Genomic DNA, 19208 nt, shown 5'->3' with positions numbered 1-19208 from the left:
TCATGGAACCCGGGAGCGAGCAACCGGAGACCCCGGAGCCGCTGTGGCTCGTCGCCGCGAACGTGGTGCGGTGGCGGCGGTACGGGGACGGCGGGCAGGAGCTGCGGCCCGGGACCAAGTCGTACCGGGGCGGGTCGAAGGTGCACGTCGTCGGCACCTATGGGGGCATGGGGCACGAGCAGTTGACCACCATCGGGCGCGGCCGGCACACCGGTGCGTACATCACCATCGACATGGCGACCCGCAATCTCCACACCTTCCGGCCCGTCGCGGTGTACAGCCCGGCGGTGTTGCGCCGCGTGACAGCGGTGGGCGTCGACGGGTCCTGGGCCACGCGGGAGCACGCCGAGGAACTGGCCGCGCTGCTCGGGCGCCTGGCCCCGCGGTACCGCGAGGAGCGCTGGCGCGGTGCGCCGCACCCCGTTCCGTGCCGCTGTCACGACTGCCTCAGCCCAGCCTGAGCCGGGGCTTCGGTCCGTCGGTGCGGCCGGTGGGCGGGGGGCGGCTGCCCGCGCCGTACGGAAGGGGCCAGGGAGCGCCGGGACCGGTGTAGCCCTGTTCGGCCGCCGCGTGCAGGGTCCAGTGCGGGTCGTACAGATGGGGGCGGGCCAGGGCGCAGAGATCGGCTCGGCCCGCCAGGAGCAGGGAGTTGACGTCGTCCCAGGAGGAGATCGCACCGACCGCGATGACGGGGACGCCGACGGTGTTGCGGATCCGGTCGGCGTACGGGGTCTGGTAGGAGCGGCCGTACTCGGGGCGCTCCTCGGCCACGACCTGGCCGGTGGACACGTCGATGGCGTCGGCCCCATGGTCGGCGAAGGCGCGGGCGATCGTGACGGCGTCCTCGGCGTCGGTGCCGCCCTCGGCCCAGTCGGTGGCGGAGACCCGCACGGTCATCGGCCTTTCCCGCGGCCAGACTTCGCGTACGGCGTCGAAGACCTCGAGGGGGAAGCGGAGTCTCGCCTCCGGTGATCCGCCGTGGGCGTCGGTGCGGCGGTTGGTGAGCGGGGAGAGGAAGCCGGAGAGCAAGTAGCCGTGAGCGCAGTGGAGTTCGAGTAGATCGAAGCCGCTGTCGGCGGCGCGCCGGGCGGCCGCCACGAACTGCTCGCGCACGGCGAGCATTCCGGCTCGGTCCAGCTCCGTCGGGACCTGGCTGAGGCCGGGCTCGTACGGGAGCGGGGAGGCGGCCGTCAGCGGCCAGTTGCCGGTCTCCAGGGGCTGGTCGATGCCTTCCCACATCAGCTTCGTGGAGCCCTTGCGGCCGGAGTGTCCGAGCTGCACGCCGATGGCGGCGCCGGGGGCCGAGGCGTGGACGAAGTCGGTGATCCGCCGCCAGGCGTCGGCCTGTTCGTCGTTCCACAGGCCGGTGCAGCCGGGGGTGATGCGACCCTCGGGGCTGACGCAGACCATCTCGGTCATGGTGAGTCCGGCGCCGCCGAGTGCGCGGGCCCCGAGGTGAACGAGGTGGAAGTCGGCGGGCAGCCCGTCGACGGCGGAATACATGTCCATGGGTGAGACGACGACGCGGTTGCGCAGTTCGAGGCCGCGCAGGCGCAGCGGAGCGAACATCGGCGGGGTGCCCGGCGGGCAGCCGAACTCCTCCTCGACGGCGGCGGTGAACGAGCCGTCGCGCAGCCGGAGGTTGTCGTGGGTGACCCGGCGGCTGCGGGTGAGCAGGTTGAACGCGAAGCGCCGGGGCGGCTGGTCCAGGTAGGTGGCCAGCTCCTCGAACCAGCGCAGACTGGCGGCGGCGGCGCGCTGGGTGGAGGCGACGACGGGGCGGCGCTCGGCCTCGTACGCGGCCAGGGCGCCGGGCAGGTCCGGCTGCTCCTCGACGCAGGCGGCCAGCGCCAGGGCGTCCTCGACGGCGAGCTTGGTGCCGGAGCCGATGGAGAAGTGGGCGGTGTGGGCGGCGTCGCCGATGAGCACGGTGTTGCCGTGGGACCAGCGGGAGTTGGTGACCGTACGGAAGGCGAGCCAGGAGGACCGGTTGCCGCGCAGCGGACGGCCGTCCAGGGCTTCGGAGAAGAACTTGGCGCAGCGGGCGGTGGATTCGTCCGTGTCGCAGGCGTCGAGCCCGGCGGCGCGCCACACCTCCTCGCGCATCTCGACGATCACGGTTGAGGCGTCCGCGGCGTACGGGTATCCGTGCAACTGCATGACGCCGTAGGGGGTTTCGGCGATCTCGAAGCGGAAGGCGTCGAACGCGAAGTCGGCGGCGAGCCAGATGTAGCGGTTGCGGTGTTCGGTGATGCTCGGGCCGAAGGCGTCGGCGTGGGCCCCGCGGGTGGCGCTGTGCACCCCGTCGGCGGCGATGACCAGGTCGTGGTGCGCGGCGAGCGCGGCGGCGGGCGGGGCCGGGGAGCGGAAGCGGAGGTCGACGCCGAGGCCCGCGCAGCGCGCGCGCAGGATCTCCAGGAGCCGGCGGCGGCCGAGGGCGGCGAAGCCGTGGCCGCCGGAGGTGTGGGTCCGGCCCCGGTGGACGATGTCGATCGTGTCCCAGCGGACGAACGCGCGGCTCAGCTCCCGGTACACCTCGGGGTCGGCGTGTTCGATGGAGCCGAGGGTCTCGTCGGAGAGGACGACGCCGAAGCCGAAGGTGTCGTCGGGGGCGTTGCGCTCGAAGACGGTGACCGTGCGGTCCGGGTCGAGCCGCTTGAGGAGGGCCGCGGCGTAGAGACCGCCGGGGCCGCCGCCGATGACCGCGATCCGGCGCGCGGACGAGGGGCCCCGGCGCGGGGCGGTCGCCGTGTCCGGGCGCCGGTTGGCTTCGGGGGCCGGCACGGCGGCTACCTCCCCTGCCACTTCGGGGGCCGCTTCTCGGTGAAGGCGGCGTGGAACTCGGCGTAGTCCTCGCCGTGCATCAGGAGCGCCTGGGTGTTGGCGTCCAGCTCGACGGAGGCGGCCAGCGGCATGTCCAGTTCGGCGGTGAGCAGGGCCTTGGTCTGGGCGAGGGCGAGGGCGGGGCCGTCGGCGAGGCGGCGGGCCAGCTCGGCGGCGCGTTCGTCGGCCCTGCCCTCCTCGGCCAGTTCGCTGATCAGCCCGATCCGCTCCGCCTCGGGGGCGCGGACGGCGTCCCCGAGCATCAGGAGCCGGGTGGCGTGGCCGAGGCCGACGACCCGGGGCAGCAGGTAGGCCGCGCCCATGTCGCCGCCGGAGAGGCCGACCCGGGTGAAGAGGAAGGAGAAGCGGGCCGACGGGTCGGCGATCCGGAAGTCCGCCGCCAGGGCCAGCACGGCTCCGGCTCCGGCGGCGACGCCCTGGACGGCGGCGACGACCGGGAAGGGGCACTCCCGCAGGGCCCGGACGACCTGGCCGGTCATCCGGTTGAAGTCGAGGAGCTGCGCGGTGTCCATGGCCAGGGTGGCGCCGATGATCTCGTCGACGTCGCCGCCGGAGCAGAAGCCGCGCCCCTCGCCGGCGAGGACCAGGGCGCGGACGGAACGTTCCCGGGAGAGCTCGGCGAGGAGGTCGCGCAGGTCCGCGTAGGCGCCGAAGGTGAGCGCGTTGAGTTTCTCGGGGCGGGCGAATGTGACAGTGGCCACACCGTCGTCCCGGGTCAGCCGCAGATGACGCCATTCCTCGGTACTCGGGGCCGAGCTGGGAAACGGGCTCATGGAGGGGTCCCCTTCAGCGATCGGGCCGGCGTCGGCCGTGCGCGGGTCGCGTTCCGCCTTCGAAGTTATCACTCTTACGTGACTGCCGTCACGAGATCGCAATACAGCTTCCATGAGACCGTTGTGGCGAAAGTCCCCTTTGCTCCGACCGACCGCCTCTATGGCCGGCCCGGAGCGGTTCGTAAGGTGGAAACCAGGAAGTCTCGGCACGAGTACCGCGTGAACCCCAGAAGTCGAGACCTCCCGCTTCGAGGAAGACCCGCTCCCGAACGGAAACCCCGCCGTGCCGCCCGACGTCCCCGTCCCCGCTTCCTGGCGCATCGCCCTGCCGCACTCCACGGCGGCCGTGCCGATCGCCCGCGCTCTCATCCGTACGGCGCTGTCGGACATCGACGCCCCGGCCGACAGCGACACCGCCGAGCTGCTGACCGCCGAACTGGTGGCCAACGCCGTCGAGCACACGCTGGGCGGTGAGCCCATCGAGCTGGTCGTGGAGCTGCTGCCCACCGGCTGCCAGGTCGAGGTGCACGACCGCGACCCCGCCCCGCCGGGCGACCTGTCGCGGCCGCAGCCGGGCTGTGAGGTCGATCCCTGGCAGGAGCACGGCCGCGGCCTGCTGCTGATCCGGACCCTCAGCTCCGCCTGCGGTCACCGCACCACGGAGCACGGCAAGGCCGTCTGGTTCACGCTTCCGGCGATACCGGCGCAGCCGGGCCCGTCCCCGGGGAGCTGACCAGCCGGGAGCGCTTGCGCCCGTAGCCGGCGTACAGCAGCGAGCCGACGGCGAGGAAGACCGCGAACTGGACCCAGGTCGTCCAGCCGGTCCCGTACATGAGATACAGGCAGAAGGCGACGCCCAGCAGCGGGCTCACCGGGTAGAGCGGCACCCGGAAGGTCCGCTTCAGCTCGGGGTTGCGCCGCCGGAGCACCACCACCGCCACATTGACGGCGACCATCGTGGCGAGCGTGCCGATGGTCGTCAGGTTCACCACGACGTCGAGCGGGACGAACGCGGCCGGGACCGCGAAGACGCAGGCGACGATCCAGGTGTTGGCGACCGGGGTGTGGGTCTTGGGCGAGACCCGCTCGAAGACGCGCGGGATGAGCCCGTCGCGGGACATCGACATCAGGATGCGGGTCTGTCCGTACATCACGGCGAGTACCACCGAGGCGATGGCGACGACCGCGCCGAAGGCGATGATGCCGCCGCCGACCGTGGAGTCGGTGACCTGGTTGACGGCGATCGAGAGGGCCGCGCTCCTGTTCGCGACGGCGTCCGAGCCGATCGCGCCGATCGCCGAGAGCGCCACCGCGCAGTAGAGCAGGGTGACGACGCCGATGCAGATCAGGATGGCGATGGGGATGTTCCGCCGGGGGTTCTTGACCTCTTCGCCGGCGGTGGTGATGGCGTCGAAGCCGATGTAGGAGAAGAACGCCAGCGAGGCGCCCGCGGTGATGCCGCCGAGCCCGTGGGTCGCGAACGGCATGAGGTTGTCGTCCTGGAACGCGCTGAACGCCACGGCGCAGAACGCGACCAGGATGCCGATCTTGAGCATCGCCATGGCGGCGGTGGCGGCGGCGCTCTCCCGGACACCGCGCACCAGCAGCGCGGCGGCCATGGCGATCACGACGACCGCCGGCAGATTGACCACACCGCCGTCGGCCGGACCGGCGGACAGGGCCTCGGGGAGTTCCCAGCCGATCACGCTGTTCAGCAGCTCGTTGACGTACTGGCTCCAGCCCACCGCGACGGCGGAGACCGACACGCCGTACTCCAGCAGCAGGCACCAGCCGACGAGGAAGGCGGTGCGCTCACCGAGGGCCGCGTACGCGAAGGAGTACGAGCTTCCGGAGACCGGGATGGCGCTGCCCAGCTCCGCGAAGGACAGGGCGGTGAAGATGCAGGTGATCGCCGCGAGGACGAACGAGATCACGACGGCGGGGCCGGCCTCGGCGACGCTGTCGGACAGCCCGACGAAGATGCCGGTGCCGACGATCGCGCCGACCCCGAAGCAGACGAGCTGGAAGAGGCCCATCGTGCGCTTGAGTCCGTGGCCCTCCAGGTCGCCGCCGGACTCGGCGATGAGCTGATCGGGGCTCTTGCGGCGCAGCCCCGGCTTCGAGGGGGCGGGGTGCTGCGGGGCGCCGGAATACGGCAGACCGGGACTCATGCGGGACGTTCTCATCTCTGGTGGTGCAGTGGGGGGACGTTTCCCGGTGCGTACGGCGGCCGTGGGGACCGCGAGCGGCACATGGGAAGGGGGCCCGGGCATCGCGAGCCCGAACCCCACCAAGAGGCGACATCGTAGCCACCATCGCGCATGTTCACCCAATCGGGTGCATGAGCATGCGAAGCACCCGAACCCGGCCCCGGGCTACTTCCCGGCCAGCGTCGCCACCAGCACGGCCTTGATCGTGTGCATCCGGTTCTCCGCCTGGTCGAAGACGACCGAGTGCGCGGACTCGAAGACCTCGTCGCTGACCTCCAGCTCGGTCAGCCCGTACCGGGCGTGGATGTCCCGGCCCACCTGGGTGCCGAGGTCGTGGAAGGCGGGCAGGCAGTGCAGGAACCTCACGTCCGGGTTGCCGGTGGCCCGTAGGACGTCCATCGTCACGGCGTAGGGCCCGAGGGCGGCGATGCGCTCAGCCCACACCTCCTTGGGCTCCCCCATGGAGACCCAGACGTCGGTGGCGACGAATTCGGCGCCCCGGACGCCCTCGGCGACGTCGCCGGTGAGGGTGATCGTCGCGCCGCTGACCTCGGCGAGCTCCCGGGCCCGCGCCACGACGGCCTCGTCCGGCCAGTACGCCTCGGGGGCGACGATCCTGACGTCCAGGCCGAGCAGCGCGCCGGTGACCAGGTAGGAGTTGCCCATGTTGAAGCGGGCGTCGCCGAGGTAGGCGAGGGCCGTCCCCATGACGGGGCCCTCGCGGAACTCGGTCATGGTGAGCACGTCGGCGAGCATCTGGGTGGGGTGCCAGTCGTCCGTGAGCCCGTTGAAGACCGGCACCCCGCCATAGGCGGCCAGCTCCTCGACGGCCTGCTGACTGTCGCCCCGGTACTCGATCCCGTCGAACATCCGGCCGAGCACCCGGGCGGTGTCCTTCACTGACTCTTTGTGACCCATCTGGGAGCCCGACGGGTCGAGGTAGGTGGTGGAGGCGCCCTGGTCGGCGGCGGCGACCTCGAACGCGCAGCGCGTACGGGTCGAGGTCTTCTCGAAGATCAGCGCGATGTTCTTCCCGCGCAGCCGCTGGACCTCGACCCCGGCCTTCTTGGCCGCCTTGAGCTCGGCGGCCAGGGCGACCAGGCCGAGAAACTCCTCGGAGGTGAAGTCCAGCTCCTTGAGGAAGTGGCGGCCGGTGAGGTCTATGGCCATGATGACTGCTCCTGGGGTCGGACGGGGATCGGCGCACTGCCCACGGGCAGAACCGGAAGTCTATACGATGACCCGCATCCCTATACAGAGACTGGGGTAGCGGTCGCACGCCTCTCAGGCCACCGGGTCCCGCTCCACCGGGCAGCTCATACAGCGCGGCCCGCCCCGTCCCCGGCCCAGCTCGCTGCCCCGGATCTCGATCACCTCGATGCCCTGCTTGCGCAAGTAGGTGTTGGTCGTGGCGTTGCGCTCATACGCGACGACGACCCCGGGCTCGACCGCGAGCACGTTGCAGCCGTCGTCCCACTGCTCGCGCTCGGCCGCGTGCACGTCCTGGGTGGCGGTGAGCACCCGGATGGAGTCGAGGCCGAGAGCGGCGGCGATGGCGCGGTGCATGTGCTCGGGCGGATGGTCGGTGACCTTCAGCTCGCGGGGGCCGCTTCCGGGCTCGATGGTGTACGAGCGGAGCATGCCGAGACCGGCGTACTGGGTGAACGTGTCGCCGTCGATCATCGTCATCACCGTGTCCAGGTGCATGAACGCCCGGGCCTTGGGCATGTCGAGCGCCACGATGGTGCGCGCGGAGCCGGTGTCGAAGAGGCCCCGGGCCAGCATCTCCACGGCCTGCGGTGTGGTGCGCTCGCTCATCCCGATGAGGACCGCTCCCTGCCCGATGACCAGGACGTCACCACCCTCGATGGTGGAGGGATAGTCGTCCTGACCCTCCGACCAGTGGTGGAAGACCCCCGCCTCCGGTCCGGTGAACAGGGGATGGTGCCGGTAGATCGCCTCGAAGTGGACGGTCTCGCGCTGCCGGGCGGGCCAGCGCATCGCGTTGATGGAGACCCCGTCGTAGATCCATGCCGAGGTGTCCCGGGTGAAGAGGTGGTTGGGCAGCGGGCCGAGCAGGAAGTCGTCCAGGTCCATCACGTGGAAGCGGACGGAGGTCGGCTCGTTGTGCCGCTCCAGGAACTCCCGCTTGGTCATACCGCCGACCAGCGCCTCCGCCAGCTCGTCCGAGGACAACTCCTCGAAGGCGGCCCGCAGATGCTCGGTGGCGAGCGGACCGTACTCCTTCTCGTCGAAGACCCGGTCGAGCACGATCCGCCGGGCGACCGGGATGTCGAGCGACTCGCGCAGGAGATCGCCGAAGAGGTGCACGGCGACACCTCGGTCGCGCAGCACATCGGCGAAGCCGTCGTGCTCCTCCCGGGCGCGGCGCACCCACAGGACGTCGTCGAACAGGAGCGCGTCCTTGTTCCTGGGGGTGAGCCGCTTCAGCTCCAGATCGGGGCGGTGCAGTATGACGCGGCGCAGCCGCCCGGCTTCGGAGTCGACTTGGAATCCCATGCCTTCATCCTCACCGCGCGGAGCGCCGTTCACCCGGCGAACCGCCCACCGGTTCGGCGTGGTTGTCCGCGCCGGGGGGTTCCGCCGGTCAGAGGCGGGGGTCCACCGGCTCCGACTCCAGGGCGAGGACGGCGAACACCGCCTCGTGGACCCGCCAGAGCGGCTCGCCCTCCGCCAGCCGGTCCAGGGCCTCCAGGCCGAGCGCGTACTCCCGCAGCGCCAGCGAGCGCTTGTGGCCGAGGAACCGGGAGCGCAGGCGCTCCAGGTTCTCCGGGCGGGTGTACTCGGGGCCGTAGATGATGCGGAGATACTCCCGGCCGCGCACCTTGACGCCGGGCTGGACGAGCCGGCCCTTGGCGTCCCGGACAACGGCGCCGAGCGGCTTGACGACCATGCCCTCGCCGCCCCGCCCGGTCATCTCCAGCCACCAGTCCACGCCCGCGCGCACGGAGGCCTCGTCCCCGGTGTCGACGACGAGCCGCCGGGTGATCTGGAGGAGCCCGGTCGGGTCGTGCTCCACGAGCCGGTCCAGCCAGGCGAGCTGCTCGTCGTGCGGCACGGAGGCCAGGGAGCGGCCCTGGACGGCGAGGATCTGGAACGGCGCGAGCCGCACCCCGTCCAGCCCCTCGGTGGGCCAGCAGTAGCGCCGGTACGCCTCGGTGAACGCGGCCGCGTCCCTGGCGCGGGCCCGCTGGAGTCCGGCGAGGCCCGCCACCTCGACGCCCCGGGCGACCGCCTGGTCCAGGGCGGCGACGGCCGGCGGGAAGACCGCGCCGGACGCGGCGCCGACGGCGGCGTACTGCGAGCGCAGCAGCCCGCCGGCCTTGAGCGACCACGGCATCAGTTCGGCGTCCAGGAGCACCCAGTCGGTGTCCCACTCCTCCCAGAGCCCGGCGGCGGTGACGGCGGTGCGGAGCCTGCCCAGGACCATCTCGGTCATGGCCGTGTCGTCCAGGAACGGGCGTCCGGTGCGGGTGTACAGCGCACCGGTGGGGCCCGCCGTGCCGAACCGCGCGGTCGCGGCCCCGGCGTCCTTGCAGACCAGGGCGACGGCCCGGGAGCCCATGTGCTTCTCCTCGCACACCACCCGCTCGACACCGTCGCCGGCGTACTGCGCGAAGGCCTCGGCCGGGTGCTCCAGGAAACCGTCCTCGCGGGAGGTGGCGGTGGGCGCCATGGTGGGCGGGAGGTAGGCGAGGAGCTGCGGGTCGACGGCGAACCGGCTCATCACTTCGAGCGCGGCGGCGGCGTTCTCCTCGCGCACGGCGACGCGGCCCAGGTGCCGGGTCTCCACGATCCGGCGGCCCTGGACGTCGGCGATGTCCAGCGGCCGGCCCTCCCGGCCCCCGGGAGCCTCGGTGGTCAGCGGTTTGACGGGCTCGTACCAGACCTTCTCGGCGGGTACGTCGACGAGTTCGCGCTCCGGCCAGCGCAGCGCGGTCATCCTCCCGCCGAACACGGCCCCGGTGTCCAGGCAGATGGTGTTGTTGATCCAGGAGGTGGTGGGCACCGGGGTGTGGCCGTAGACCACGGTGGCGCGGCCCCGGTACTCCTCGGCCCACGGGTAGCGCACGGGCAGGCCGAACTCGTCGGTCTCCCCCGTCGTGTCCCCGTACAGCGCGTGCGAGCGGACCCGGCCGGAGGTGCGGCCGTGGTACTTCTCGGGCAGCCCGGCGTGGCAGACCACCAGCTTGCCGTCGTCCAGGACGTAGTGGCTGACCAGCCCGTCGATGAACCTGCGCACCTGTGCCCGGAACTCGGGGTGCTCGGCGTCCTCGCGCTCCAGCTGCTCGACGGTCTCGGCGAGCCCGTGGGTGAGCTGGACCTTGCGGCCCGCGAGGTAGCGGCCGAGCTTGTTCTCGTGGTTGCCGGGGACGCACAGGGCGGTGCCCGCCGACACCATGGACATGACGCGGCGCAGCACGCCGGGGCTGTCGGGGCCCCGGTCGACGAGGTCGCCGACGAACACGGCCGTCCGTCCTTCGGGGTGGGCGCCGTCCACGTAACCGAGCTTGCCGAGCAGGGTGTCCAGCTCGGAGCGGCAGCCGTGGATGTCCCCGATGATGTCGAACGGGCCGGTGAGGTGCCGCAGGTCGTTGTAACGGCGCTCCAGGACCACTTCGGCGCTCTCGGCCTCCTCCTCGGTGCGCAGGACGTGCACCTTGCGGAAGCCCTCGCGCTCCAGGCCGCGCAGGGAACGCCGCAGCTCGCGGCGGTGCCGCTGGATGACGTGGCGCGGCATGGAGGCGCGGTCCGGGCGGGCCGCGTTGCGGGCGGCGCAGACCTCTTCGGGGAGGTCGAGGACGATGGCGATGGGCAGGACGTCGTACCTGCGGGCCAGCTGGACGAGCTGCTTGCGGCTCTCGGACTGGACGCTGGTGGCGTCGATCACGGTGAGCCGCCCGGCCTCCAGGCGCTTGCCGGCGATGTAGTGCAGCACGTCGAAGGCGTCGCGGCTGGCGCTCTGGTCGTTCTCGTCGTCGGCGACCAGGCCCCGGCAGAAGTCCGAGGAGAGAACCTCGGTCGGCTTGAAGTGCTTGTGGGCGAAGGTGGACTTGCCCGATCCGCTGGCGCCGATGAGGACGACGAGGGAGAGGTCGGTCACCGGCAGGACGCGCGCGGCGGCGGTCGTGGCGGTTTCCGCGCCGGTGGTGCTGTGGTCGCTGTTCATGCGGCTTCCGCCTCCCTCGTGTCGGTCTTCTTCTCGGTGTTCCGGTCGCGGCTGCCGGTGGTTTCCGTGGTCCGGGTGAACACGGTCATCTGGGTCGGCGGCCCCACCTCGGGGTCGTCCGGCCCGACCGGCACGTAGCGGACGGTGTATCCGTGCCGCTCGGCGACCTGCCCGGCCCAGTCCCGGAATTCGGCCCGGGTCCACTCGAAACGGTGGTCCCCGTGCCGGACGTGCCCGGCCGGGAGGGTCTCCCAGCGGACGTTGTACTCGACGTTCGGCGTGGTCACGAGCACCGTCCCAGGCCGCGCCGCGCCGAACACCGCGTACTCCAGGGCGGGCAGCCGGGGCAGGTCGAGGTGCTCGACGACCTCGCTGAGCACGGCGGCGTCGTATCCCGCCAGCCGCTTGTCCGTGTAGGTCAGCGACCCCTGACGCAGGGTGACCCGGTCGGCCTGGCGCTCCCCCATCCGGTCCAGCTTCAGCCGCCGCGAGGCGATGGTGAGGGCGCGCATCGAGACGTCGACGCCCACGATCTCGGAGAAGCGCACGTCCTTGAGAAGGGCCTGCACCAACTGGCCCTGTCCGCAGCCGAGGTCGAGCACCCGACGCGCCCCGGCGGCGCGCAGCGCGTCGAGGATCGCGGTGCGTCGGTGCTCGGCGAGCGGAACAGGCTTCTCCTCGGTGTCGGTGCTCTCGTCCACGGCGTTGTCGACGCATCCCACGTCGAGGTCATCCGACTCGGCGAGCCGTACCAGCTCCAGGGCCTGGTCGGCCTGGCGGGTGAGCCCCCAGCGGTGGGACAGATAACGCCGGGTGATCAGCGGCCGCTCGGGGTGGTCGGCCAGCCAGCCCTCCCCCGCGCGCAGCAGCTTGTCCACCTCGTCGGGCGCGACCCAGTAGTGCTTGGCGTCGTCGAGCACCGGGAGCAGGACGTAGAGCTGCCGCAGCGCGTCGGCGAGCCGCAACTCGCCCTCCAGCACCAGCCGTACGTACCGGGAGTCGCCCCACGCGGGGAACTCCTCGTCCAGCGGTACGGCCGTGACGTCGACCCGCGACCAGCCGAGCGGCGCGAACAGCTTGCGCACCAGCTCGGCGCCGCCCCTGGCGGGCAGGGCGGGCACCTCGATCCGCAGCGGCAACGGGCCCCCGGCCCGCTCGGGCATGGCCCGGCAGACACCGCCCAGCGCGGACTTGAACACGGCTGCGAGGGCGACCGACAACAGCGAGGACGCCGCGTAGGGGCGGTCGTTGACGTACTGCGCGAGCGCCGCGTCGGGCGCGCCTCCCCGGCCCTTGCCCTTGCCGCGCCGCACCAGCACCACCGGATCCACCTCCAGCAGGAGTGCGGCCGTGCAGCGCTCGGGGGACGCCTCGGGATAGAAGACGTGCGCGGAGCCGTGCGAGGTGGAGAACGTCTGCGCCTTGTCGGGATGCTTGTGCAGCAGGAAGCCCAGGTCCGTGGCGGGACGTTCAAGGGTGCCGGTCGTACCGATTGTCAGGAACACCTGTCCGAGTATGATCCTCGCCCCCCGCCCCCACCAGGTAATTTCATCCCCGTCCCGGGACGGGGATGACCTCCGGGACGACCCCGGCGACACCCCTACGGCGGTCCCTGGCTCTCCAGCCTCCCCGCCAGCTCCGTGATGAGTTCCGGCCCCACCCGGCAGCAGCCTCCGACGAGCCTGGCCCCGGCCCGCGTCCAGGCCCGCACCCGCCCGGGGTCGAAGGTGCCGCACCCGGTCCATCCCCGCGCTCCGGCGTCCCACCCCTCCCCGCTGTTCGGGTAGACCACGGCGGGCCGGCCCGTGACCGCCACCGCCTGCTCCACCGCCGCCCGCGCCTCCTCCGGATCGCAGCAGTTGACGCCGACCGCGAGGGCGGAGTCTTGCCCCGCCGCCACCGCGAACGCCTCCTCCAGCGGCTGACCGGCCCGGGTCCGGCCGCCCGCCACGCTGTACGAGAGCCAGTACGGCAGTCCGGTCTCCTCGGCCACCCGGACCAGGGCTTCGGCCTCGTCCAGGTCCGGCACCGTCTCCAGCGCCAGGACGTCCGGCCCGGCAGCGGCCAGCGCCGCCACCCGGGGGCGGTGGAAGCGCTCCAGCTCCCGGACGCTCAGCCCGTAACGGCCCCGGTACTCACTGCCGTCCGCGAGCATCGCCCCGTACGGTCCGACCGACGCGGCGACCCAGGTCTGCCGCCCGGGGTCGGCCCGGCGCGCCGCGTCGGCGGCGCCCCGGGCCAGCTCCACGCTGCGGGCGAGCAGGGCCTCTGTCCCGGCCCGGTCGAGCCCGTACCGCCCGAATCCCTCGAAGGTGGCCTGATAGCTGGCCGTGATGAGCACCCGCGCGCCCGCCCGGAGGTAGGCGAGGTGAGCGGCCTCGATCTGTTCCGGCGCGTCGGTCAGCAACCGGGCCGACCACAGCGCGTCGGACAGATCGCAGCCCTGCGCCTCCAGTTGGTTGGACAGCCCGCCGTCCAGCAGGACGGGCCCGGCGTCCAGCGCGTCGGCAAGTGTGGTGCCGGTGCTCACAGCCGCCTCCTCCTCGTCAGGTCAGGTCAGGTCAGGTCAGGTCAGGTCAGCTGGGACTGGATCTGCGAGGAGATCAGTTCCAGATGGTCCAGGTCGTCCAGATCGAGGACCTGGAGGTAGATCCTCGACGAGCCGATCGCCCCGTAGCTGCCGATCTTGTCGACCACCTCCGCGGGCGATCCCGCCAGCCCGTTCGCCTTGAGCTCCTCCACGTCCCGGCCGATGGCCGCCGCGCGCCTGGCGACCTCCGCGTCGTCCTTGCCCGTGCAGACGATCAGCGCGTTGGAGTACACGAGGTCGTCCGGCGCGCGCCCGTGCGCTTGCGCGGCGGCCCGGACCCGACCGAACTGCCTCTCACTGTCCTCCAGCGAGGCGAACGGGATGTTGAACTCGTCCGCGTACTGCGCGGCGAGCCGCGGGGTGCGCGTCGCACCGTGGCCGCCGATCAGGACGGGCACCTTGGCCTGGGCGGGCTTGGGCAGCGCGGGCGAATCGGTGAGCTGGTAGTACGTCCCGTCATAGCTGAAGGTCCTGCCGACCTCTGTCGCCCACAGGCCCGTGATGATCGCGAGCTGCTCCTCCAGGCGGCCGAACTTCTCCTTCGGGAACGGAATGCCGTAGGCCTTGTGTTCCTCCTCGAACCAACCTGCCCCCAGGCCCAGTTCGACCCGGCCACCGGACATCTGGTCGACCTGGGCCACCTGGATGGCCAGCACGCCCGGCAGCCGGAACGTGCCGGCGGTCATCAGCGTGCCGAGCCGGATCCGCCGGGTCTCGCGCGCCAGTCCGGCCAGGGTGATCCAGGCGTCCGTCGGTCCGGGCAGACCGTCGCCGGAGCCCATGCGGAGATAGTGGTCGGAGCGGTAGAAAGCGTCGAAGCCCAGGTCCTCGGCGGCCTTGGCGACGGTGAGCAGGGTGTCGTAGTCGGCCCCTTGCTGGGGCTCGGTGAAGATGCGGAGATCCATGCCCTCCATCCTGCCTCTCCGGTGCCCGCTCCCGCCCACCGGCCAGGCCGGACCTCCCCCGCATCTGCCCCTGTCTGCCCCTGCCTCCGCCAGCCGCTGCCTCCCCTCAGTGCTGCCCGTCCCCTCTCTCGACGCCCCACCCCCTCCCCTCAGCTGTCCGTACCCCCTCTCGACGCCCCACCGCCTTCCCTCAGGGACCCGCCGCCGACGCCGCGGGGCCGCGTATACCGCCGTAGGGACCGTCGCGTTCCCTCTCCCGCTCCGCCAGTCGTCTCAGCATCCCGTGCACGCGGTCCAGTGATTCGTCGGCCGCGTCCATGGCCTCGATGCACTGCCAGTACAGACCGTCCTCCCCCGTGTCGCAGGCCACTCCGACCAGGGCGATCCCGGCCTCACCGAGCAGCAGCGCCAGCCCGGCCAAGGCCGGCCGCACATCGGCGATCCCGGACAACTGGGCCGCCCTGGCTCCGCCGGAGAGCACCGTCGGGTGATTCAGCGCCGAGCACCCGGCGCCGATCTCCCCCAGCGCCCGCGCCTCGCTCCGTAACTCCACCGGGCCGTACAGCGCCAGCCGACTGCCGATCGCCCGGGCGACCGCCTGTGCCTGCCAGGCCTCCGCCATGACGTCCAGCGCACCCCGGCTGCCCGCCAGCGCCCGCCGTCCCGCCTCGATGAGTCGCTCCGCTTCCATGTGTCTCCCCCGTCCGTACGAAAACCCGCTCACCTCATTCATTACCCACAGTGAGGTAGACGGCACCGTAAAGCCAGAGGAAATCGGAAATCTGTGGACAGGAAGTCGACTGTGGATATCTCACTCACTCCGAAGAGTGACGATCGTGAGGTTCCGGAGCGCTCGGCACGGGGAAGCGCTGTTCGTTCCGCTCCAACTTGGCCACCAGCGCCGCCGTCGGATCGATGCCCAATACCGCGCAGAACTGCAGGAGATAGGCGAGCACATCCGCCACCTCGTCGGCGACCCGGTGGGCCGATTCGGGGTTCTCCATGACCCGCGCCGACTGTTCGGGCGTCAGCCACTGGAAGATCTCCAGCAGTTCGGAGGCCTCGACGCTGAGCGCGGCCGCCAGGTTCTTCGGGGTGTGATACCGCCCCCAGTCGCGCGCCGCCGCGAACGCGGCCAGCCGCCGCTGGAGTTCTGCCACATCGATGTCTGTCACGGCCTCAGGTCTATCACCGGCCACCGACAGCGCCTCCCCGCACGCCACTCCGCACGAGGGGACGGTCCGACGCGCAGAACGGGGACGGCGCGGAAGGCGGAGACCGGCCCGGAACACGGGGGCGGCGCGGCCGGGGGCGGCGGTCCGGTCCGGCTGCCGCCCCGACTGCCGCTTCCTACGACTGGGCGAGGCCCGCGGGCGTGACCCCCTCGACCTCCATGCCGACCGGCGCGAGCAGGAAGACATTGCGGTCGACGCGGTGCATGCCGCTGCCGAGACCGAAGACCACACCGCTGCTGAAGTCGAGAATCCGCTTCGCCACGTCCGTTTCCGCCGCCGTCAGGTCGAGCAGCACAGGAACCTGGGCGACCAAGTACTCGGCGACCTCGCGCGCGTCCGCGAAGACCTGTACCCGCAGCACGACGAGGCGCCGCTGTTCGGCCGCGCGCTCGTCCGGGACGGTGCGGTGGTCGATCCGGGACGGCCACTCGTCGCGGCCGCGCAGCGGTACGACCTGGGCGAGCCCCTCCCACTGTTCGTCGGTGGCGTCGTATCTGTCATACCTGTCGTACCTGCTCACAGGGCCACCCCGTCATCGAGCCGGTCGGGTTCCCGCCGGCTGCACTCACTGTTCATCGGGCAATCCTCTCGCCCCTCACCCGTTCGGCGTACCAGCGACACGGTGAAGTCTCCGTCCGTGTCGCTTCCGGTACCCGACGGACATCGGTTCATTACGCCCCGCACCGTTCGGACTGCGGTGAGCCGCCCCCCGCGGATCAGACCGTGATGACCTGGACGCCCGCATCGCCGAACCGGTCCTTCGCCTCCGCGCAGATGTGCGAGTCGGTGACCAGAACGTCGACCAGTCCGAGATCGCAGACCCGGGCGAACGCCCGCTTGCCGATCTTCGACGAGTCGGCCGCCACCACCACCCGCTGGGCCCGCTCCGCGAGCAGCCGGTTGACGCTGGCCTCGCCCTCGTGGTGGACGTACGCACCGCGTTCGATGTCGATGGCGTTCACTCCGAGGACGGCGACGTCCAGGGTGATCTCGTTCATCACGCCGACGGCGAGCGGGCCCGTCAGCTCGTACGACTGGGGCCTCGCGACCCCGCCGGTCACGACCATCTTGATCTGCGGCCGGATCGCCAGCTCACTCGCGATGTTGAGGGCGTTGGTCACCACGGTCAGCGTCGGCTGCCCGCCTGCCGCCGCCGTCTCGCCCACGATGTCCGGGCGTACCGCCAGAGCCCTGGCGACCTCGGTCACGGTCGTCCCACCGGTCAGGCCGACGACTTCGCCGACGGCCACGAGAGCGGACACGGCGCGGCCGATGGCCTGCTTCTCCGGCGCGTGACGGCCCGTCTTGTAGCGGAGCGCCAGTTCGTAGGAGACCCCGTGCGCGACCGCGCCGCCCCTGGTGCGGGTGAGCAGGTGCTGTTCCGCCAGCTGGTCCAGGTCGCGGCGGATGGTCGCGGCCGAGACATCGAGCGCCGTCGCCGCCTCCTCGACGTCCACCCTGCCGTGCTTGCCGACCAGTTCCAGCAGCGCGTCCCACCGGGCGTCCCTGGACAAGTGCGTCTCCTCACCGTCCGGCGCGGGCACCGCGTTTCGCGGGAACGCGGTCGCCGGTGGCCGGACCGCCGCAAGCGTCGCACAGGGCCGCTCGGGAGCTCTTCACCCACCTGCACCTTGCTTGTTTTTGCTCAATAACTGCATGTAGCGTGCAGAATTCTACATGCGGGCGATCAGCGCCGCTCAGCCCCGTTCCCGTGGTCCCTTTCGTTCCCGTGGAGTGCAGACGTGTCGTATGCCGAGACCGAGACAGCCAGTCAGCCCGCCTGCTGGCGGCGCGCCGCCGCCCTGGCGGGCGGCCCCGAGGCCGCCGCCCTGCCCGTCGCGGGCGAGCGGATCGCGGTCGTCGGCTGCGGTACCTCCTTCTACATGGCGCAGGCCTACGCCGGGCTCCGCGAGGGTTCCGGCCAGGGCGAGTCGGACGCCTTCGCCGCCTCCGAGTTCCCCTTCGGCCGCGGCTACGACCGCGTCGTCGCACTGACCCGCTCGGGGACCACGACCGAGGTGCTGGAACTGCTGAACCGGCTGCGCGGGACCACCCGCACGGTGGCCGTCACGGCGGATCCGCAGACCCCGGTCAGGGCGGCGGCCGACGATCTCGTCGTCCTGGACTTCGCCGACGAACGGTCCGTCGTCCAGACGCGCTTCGCCACGACCGCCCTCACCCTGCTGCGGGCCCACCTCGGCCTGCACTCCGAGTCCGTGGTCGCCGACGCGGAGACGGCGCTGGCCGAGCCACTGCCCGACGGGCTGCTGCGGAGCACCCAGTTCTCCTTCCTCGGCCGGGGGTGGACGGTCGGGCTGGCCCACGAGGCGGCGCTGAAGATGAAGGAGGCGTCGCTGTCCTGGACCGAGTCCTATCCCGCCATGGAGTACCGCCACGGTCCCATCAGCATCTCCACCGTCTCCACCGCGACCTGGATGTTCGGCGAGGCCCCCGAGGGCCTGCCCGAGCAGGTGCGCGCGACGGGCGCCCAGTGGGTGGACAGCACCCTCGACCCGCTGGCCGACCTCGTACGCGTACAGCGCCTCGCCCTGGCCCGTGCGGCCGCGCGGGGACTCGACCCGGACCTGCCGCGCCACCTGAGCCGTTCGGTGGTGCTCGACGGCGCCTGAGGGACCATGGACACATGCACCTGACCCTGTCAGCCGCCCGGGAACCGCTCGGTGCCCCGGAGTCGCAGGGGGGCGTCGTCGGCTGGGCCACCGGGCTGGTCGAGACGTTCGGCGGTCCCGGCGCGGGCGCCGCCATCGCGCTGGAGAACGTGTTCCCGCCGCTGCCCAGCGAGGTCATCCTGCCGCTGACCGGGTTCGCCGCCTCGCAGGGGGTGCTCAGCATCGCCTCGGCCCTGTTCTGGACGACGCTCGGCTCGGTCGTCGGCGCCGTGGTCCTGTACGGGATCGGAGCCGTGTTCGGCCGGGAGCGGATGCACGCCTGGTGGGCGAAGCTCCCCCTGGTCAAGGCCTCCGACCTGGTGCGGACGGAGGAGTGGTTCGCCCGGCACGGCACCAAGGCGGTGCTGCTGGGCCGCATGGTGCCGGTGTTCCGGAGCCTGATCTCGGTTCCCGCGGGCGTGGAGCGCATGCCGCTGCCGGTGTTCGTCGGGCTGACGACGGCGGGCAGCCTGGTGTGGAACACCGTGCTCGTGATGGCCGGATACTGGCTCGGCGACCAGTGGGAGGTGGTCGGGGCGTACGTCGGCGTCGTGTCCAGGATCGTGCTCGCGCTGGCCGCCGTCACCCTGGTCGGTTACGTCGCGATGCGCGTCCGGGGCCGCAGCCGCGGGCGGCCCTGACGACGCGCGACCGGGCAAGGACCGACGCGGCACGAAGGGAAGCCGAAGGGGTGCGACTCTGCGCGACGCGACCCCGTGCGGCCCGACGCGGGCCCCGTACGGCAGGACTCCGCGCCGCGCGCCCCAGCGCCGCGCGGCGCGGCCGGAACC

Annotated in this window: 17 protein-coding genes; 4 read left to right on the top strand and 13 right to left on the bottom strand. The window is 71.9% G+C overall.

What is annotated here, in order from left to right; translation table 11 throughout:
• Window positions 1–2 precede the first annotated feature (2 nt).
• A complete protein-coding gene (locus CR470_RS08880; protein ID WP_097867042.1) occupies window positions 3–461 on the top strand; it encodes a hypothetical protein in 459 nt (152 codons plus the stop codon).
• On the opposite strand, the gene CR470_RS08875 is transcribed toward CR470_RS08880, so the two are convergent.
• Together CR470_RS08875 and CR470_RS08870 are read right to left on the bottom strand one after the other, a co-directional pair.
• Window positions 448–2709 (bottom strand): bifunctional salicylyl-CoA 5-hydroxylase/oxidoreductase, encoded by a 2262-nt coding sequence (locus CR470_RS08875; protein ID WP_097867041.1) that lies wholly within the window; start codon window positions 2707–2709, stop codon window positions 448–450. The two genes, CR470_RS08880 and CR470_RS08875, sit on opposite strands and share 14 nt — an antisense overlap.
• Window positions 2710–2789: 80 nt before the next feature.
• Window positions 2790–3617 (bottom strand): enoyl-CoA hydratase family protein, encoded by an 828-nt coding sequence (locus CR470_RS08870; protein WP_097867016.1) that lies wholly within the window; start codon window positions 3615–3617, stop codon window positions 2790–2792.
• Window positions 3618–3900: 283 nt separating this feature from the next.
• Between CR470_RS08870 and CR470_RS08865 the strand changes: the two genes are divergently transcribed.
• Window positions 3901–4350: an ATP-binding protein gene (locus tag CR470_RS08865; protein ID WP_097867015.1), complete on the top strand. Its 450-nt coding sequence runs from the start codon at window positions 3901–3903 to the stop codon at window positions 4348–4350.
• Here CR470_RS08865 and CR470_RS08860 read toward each other — a convergent pair.
• From CR470_RS08860 to CR470_RS08810, 11 genes are all read right to left on the bottom strand, one after another.
• The gene (locus CR470_RS08860; RefSeq protein WP_097867014.1) at window positions 4301–5788 is read right to left on the bottom strand and encodes an amino acid permease; all 1488 of its coding nucleotides are present in this window, start codon (window positions 5786–5788) and stop codon (window positions 4301–4303) included. The two genes, CR470_RS08865 and CR470_RS08860, sit on opposite strands and share 50 nt — an antisense overlap.
• Before the next feature lie 204 nt (window positions 5789–5992).
• A complete protein-coding gene (gene argF / locus CR470_RS08855; protein WP_097867013.1) occupies window positions 5993–6997 on the bottom strand; it encodes an ornithine carbamoyltransferase in 1005 nt (334 codons plus the stop codon).
• A 114-nt stretch (window positions 6998–7111) separates the two neighbouring features.
• Window positions 7112–8347: an arginine deiminase gene (locus CR470_RS08850; RefSeq protein ID WP_097867012.1), complete on the bottom strand. Its 1236-nt coding sequence runs from the start codon at window positions 8345–8347 to the stop codon at window positions 7112–7114.
• 88 nt (window positions 8348–8435) lie between these two features.
• Window positions 8436–11018, bottom strand: coding sequence for a polynucleotide kinase-phosphatase (locus CR470_RS08845; RefSeq protein WP_097867011.1), 2583 nt, complete (start codon window positions 11016–11018; stop codon window positions 8436–8438).
• Window positions 11015–12523 (bottom strand): 3' terminal RNA ribose 2'-O-methyltransferase Hen1, encoded by a 1509-nt coding sequence (locus CR470_RS08840; protein ID WP_097867010.1) that lies wholly within the window; start codon window positions 12521–12523, stop codon window positions 11015–11017. The genes CR470_RS08845 and CR470_RS08840 overlap by 4 nt, the downstream gene beginning before the upstream one ends.
• 95 nt (window positions 12524–12618) lie before the next feature.
• Window positions 12619–13548, bottom strand: a complete 930-nt coding sequence (gene mmuM, locus CR470_RS08835; protein ID WP_097867009.1) for a homocysteine S-methyltransferase — start codon at window positions 13546–13548, stop codon at window positions 12619–12621.
• Window positions 13549–13589: 41 nt separating this feature from the next.
• Window positions 13590–14513: an LLM class F420-dependent oxidoreductase gene (locus CR470_RS08830; RefSeq protein WP_097867040.1), complete on the bottom strand. Its 924-nt coding sequence runs from the start codon at window positions 14511–14513 to the stop codon at window positions 13590–13592.
• A 190-nt stretch (window positions 14514–14703) separates the two neighbouring features.
• Window positions 14704–15204: a DUF6099 family protein gene (locus CR470_RS08825; protein ID WP_097867008.1), complete on the bottom strand. Its 501-nt coding sequence runs from the start codon at window positions 15202–15204 to the stop codon at window positions 14704–14706.
• Window positions 15205–15328: 124 nt separating this feature from the next.
• Window positions 15329–15688: a nucleotide pyrophosphohydrolase gene (locus CR470_RS08820; protein WP_179892187.1), complete on the bottom strand. Its 360-nt coding sequence runs from the start codon at window positions 15686–15688 to the stop codon at window positions 15329–15331.
• A 175-nt stretch (window positions 15689–15863) separates the two neighbouring features.
• On the bottom strand, window positions 15864–16268 hold the full coding sequence (locus CR470_RS08815) for a cell division protein SepF (RefSeq protein ID WP_006128240.1): 405 nt from the start codon (window positions 16266–16268) through the stop codon (window positions 15864–15866).
• 196 nt (window positions 16269–16464) lie between these two features.
• Window positions 16465–17262, bottom strand: a complete 798-nt coding sequence (locus tag CR470_RS08810) for a DeoR/GlpR family DNA-binding transcription regulator (protein ID WP_097867007.1) — start codon at window positions 17260–17262, stop codon at window positions 16465–16467.
• A gap of 228 nt (window positions 17263–17490) precedes the next feature.
• Here CR470_RS08810 and CR470_RS08805 point away from each other — a divergent pair, with 228 nt between their 5' ends.
• Both CR470_RS08805 and CR470_RS08800 read left to right on the top strand, forming a co-directional pair.
• The gene (locus CR470_RS08805) at window positions 17491–18378 is read left to right on the top strand and encodes an SIS domain-containing protein (protein WP_097867006.1); all 888 of its coding nucleotides are present in this window, start codon (window positions 17491–17493) and stop codon (window positions 18376–18378) included.
• A 14-nt stretch (window positions 18379–18392) separates the two neighbouring features.
• Window positions 18393–19058, top strand: coding sequence for a DedA family protein (locus tag CR470_RS08800; protein WP_097867005.1), 666 nt, complete (start codon window positions 18393–18395; stop codon window positions 19056–19058).
• Window positions 19059–19208: the final 150 nt, after the last annotated feature.

Origin of the sequence: Streptomyces sp. rh34 (assembly GCF_002551245.1) — a bacterium.
Lineage (GTDB): Bacteria > Actinomycetota > Actinomycetes > Streptomycetales > Streptomycetaceae > Streptomyces.
This window is presented reverse-complemented; position numbering and strand designations above follow the sequence as displayed.

What these genes read in the sequence shown, in the direction of transcription:
- CR470_RS08825 (WP_097867008.1), bottom strand. Translation starts at nt 15,204, where the DNA reads ATGGAAGCGGAGCGACTCATCGAGGCGGGACGGCGGGCGCTGGCGGGC.
- CR470_RS08830 (WP_097867040.1), bottom strand. Translation starts at nt 14,513, where the DNA reads ATGGATCTCCGCATCTTCACCGAGCCCCAGCAAGGGGCCGACTACGAC.
- CR470_RS08860 (WP_097867014.1), bottom strand. Translation starts at nt 5,788, where the DNA reads ATGAGTCCCGGTCTGCCGTATTCCGGCGCCCCGCAGCACCCCGCCCCC.
- CR470_RS08850 (WP_097867012.1), bottom strand. Translation starts at nt 8,347, where the DNA reads ATGGGATTCCAAGTCGACTCCGAAGCCGGGCGGCTGCGCCGCGTCATA.
- argF (WP_097867013.1), bottom strand. Translation starts at nt 6,997, where the DNA reads ATGGCCATAGACCTCACCGGCCGCCACTTCCTCAAGGAGCTGGACTTC.
- CR470_RS08800 (WP_097867005.1), top strand. Translation starts at nt 18,393, where the DNA reads ATGCACCTGACCCTGTCAGCCGCCCGGGAACCGCTCGGTGCCCCGGAG.
- CR470_RS08870 (WP_097867016.1), bottom strand. Translation starts at nt 3,617, where the DNA reads ATGAGCCCGTTTCCCAGCTCGGCCCCGAGTACCGAGGAATGGCGTCAT.
- CR470_RS08845 (WP_097867011.1), bottom strand. Translation starts at nt 11,018, where the DNA reads ATGAACAGCGACCACAGCACCACCGGCGCGGAAACCGCCACGACCGCC.
- CR470_RS08880 (WP_097867042.1), top strand. Translation starts at nt 3, where the DNA reads ATGGAACCCGGGAGCGAGCAACCGGAGACCCCGGAGCCGCTGTGGCTC.